Here is a 2,438-nt window from a genome sequence, read left to right as displayed (position 1 = left end):
CCGGAGTCGATGGCCTCAGCGTGGATACCGAGGTGACGACGCTCCCTGCCATGTCCTGACGAAAGGGCAATGAGGGTTCTGTTCTCGGTAAAACAACGGGTTGTGCGTTGATGCCTCCGGGAGGTTCGGTCGCTGGTCAAAAAATGCCCAGTTTGTGCAAGGGCTTGATCCGACGTTTCCCTTTCCGGTTGTCGGCGGGTTTTCCACGAAACGCTCCACAGCTTTTGTGCATAACCCGGTTGATGAAAACGTGGATTTGCCGTGCTGCCAGTCAGTTGCCCGTCAAATCTCGGGTCGAATGAACGAATGCGCCGCAACATCCTGGTTGTGGTCGGCCGTTGCCGGCCCGGTCGCGGGAACGATCGACAGCGCGATGGCGAGGGTCCCAGTCACCGGCCGATTTTTGCTAATCTAGACGGCTGAAGCGCCGCTGGTCGGGCGCAAGCGATTCGAATCGAAAACGTACACGATGGAGTCTTTATGGATAACCTCGAGTCCATTCTGAGCGAGAACCGCGTCTTCTCGCCGTCGCCGGAGTTTTCCGACCGGGCGAGAATCGGGTCCCGCGCGGCCTACGACGAACTGGTCGCCGAGGCCGAGCGCGATTTCGAGGGCTTCTGGGCGCGCCTGGCGCGCGAGTTCGTCACCTGGGACACGCCGTTCAACCAGGTGCTGGACGACTCGAACGCGCCGTTCTTCAAGTGGTTCGCCGACGGGCGGCTGAACGTCTCGGTCAACTGCATCGACCGTCACCTGCCGGAAAAGGCGGACAAGACCGCCATCATCGGCGAGGCGGACGACGGCACCGTCAGGAACATCTCCTACCAGGATCTGCACGATCGTGTCGCCCGGTTTGCCAATGCGCTCAAGGCGCAGGGTGTGGAGAAGGGTGATCGCGTGATCATCTACCTGCCGATGATCCCCGAGGCGACAGTGGCCATGCTGGCCTGCGCCCGGATCGGCGCGATCCACTCGGTGGTCTTCGGCGGCTTCTCCGCCGAGGCGCTGCGTGATCGCATCAACGACACCGAGGCCAAGCTGGTGATCACCGCCGACGGCAACATGCGCGGCGGCAAGAAGGTCACCCTGAAGGGCCAGGTGGACAAGGCCCTCGAGCACGGCTGCCCGTCCGTCGAGACCGTCATCATGCTCGAGCACATCGGTGGCGTGGCCACGGGCGGCTCCAGCGCGAAGGAGCTGACCTGGGCCGAGGCGATCGACGGGCAGCCGGCCGAGTGCGAGCCGGTCATGGTCGAGGCCGAGCACCCGCTGTTCATCCTCTATACCTCCGGTTCCACCGGCAAGCCCAAGGGCATCGTGCATTCCTCGGGCGGCTATCTCGTCAACGCGGCGATGACCTGTTCCTGGGTCTTCGACCTCAACGATGATGACGTCTACTGGTGCACGGCGGACGTCGGCTGGATCACCGGCCACACCTACGTCACCTACGGGCCGCTGGCCCTGGGCGTGACCCAGGTGATCTTCGAAGGCGTGCCGACCTACCCGGACGGTGGCCGCTTCTGGGACATGGTCGAGCGACACAAGGTCAGCGTGTTCTACACCGCGCCGACCGCCATCCGCGCGCTGATGAAGCTCGGCGACGAGGTGCCCGGCAAGTACGACCTGTCCAGCCTGCGCCTGCTGGGCACGGTAGGTGAGCCGATCAACCCCGAGGCCTGGGTCTGGTACCACCAGGTCATCGGCGGTGGCCGTTGCCCGATCACCGATACCTGGTGGCAGACCGAGACCGGCGCGCACATGATCGCCCCGCTGCCGGGCGCGATCGACCTGGTGCCGGGGTCCTGCACCCTGCCGCTGCCGGGCATCATGGCCGACGTGGTCGACGATCACGGCAAGAGGGTTCCGACCGAGAGCGGCGGCAACCTCGTGATCCGGAAGCCCTGGCCGTCGATGCTGCGCACCATCTGGGGCGACGACGAGCGCTTCCAGCGCACCTACTTCCCGGACAACCTGCCGGGCTACTACCTCGCCGGCGACTCCGCACGCCGTGACCAGGATGGCTACATCTGGATCATGGGTCGCATCGACGACGTCATCAACGTCTCCGGCCATCGCCTGGGCACCATGGAAGTCGAGTCGGCGCTGGTGGCGCACCCCGAGGTGGCCGAGGCCGCCGTCGTGGGCCGTCCGCACGACGTCAAGGGCGAGTCGATCGTCGCCTTCGTCGTGGTCAAGGGTGACCGCCCTCAGGGCGAGGATGCCGAGGAAATGGTCAAGACCCTGCGCAACTGGGTGGCCGAGCAGATCGGGCCGATCGCCAAGCCGGACGACATTCGCTTCGGCGACAACCTGCCCAAGACCCGCTCTGGCAAGATCATGCGCCGCCTGCTGCGCGGCATCGCCAAGGGCGAGCCGCCGGAAGGCGACACCTCCACCCTGGAGAACCCGGCGATCCTCGATCAGCTGATGGGCAACGA

At 65.1% G+C, this 2,438-nt stretch carries 1 protein-coding gene; it reads left to right on the top strand.

Translation table 11 applies throughout. The features are described from left to right. Nucleotides 1-480: 480 nt before the first annotated feature. On the top strand, nt 481-2,438 hold a 1,958-nt coding region (gene acs / locus ACESL5_RS09315), incomplete at its 3' end, for an acetate--CoA ligase (protein WP_372592507.1).

It is taken from the genome of Guyparkeria sp. (assembly GCF_041687595.1).
Taxonomy (GTDB): Bacteria; Pseudomonadota; Gammaproteobacteria; order Halothiobacillales; family Halothiobacillaceae; genus Guyparkeria.
This window is presented reverse-complemented; position numbering and strand designations above follow the sequence as displayed.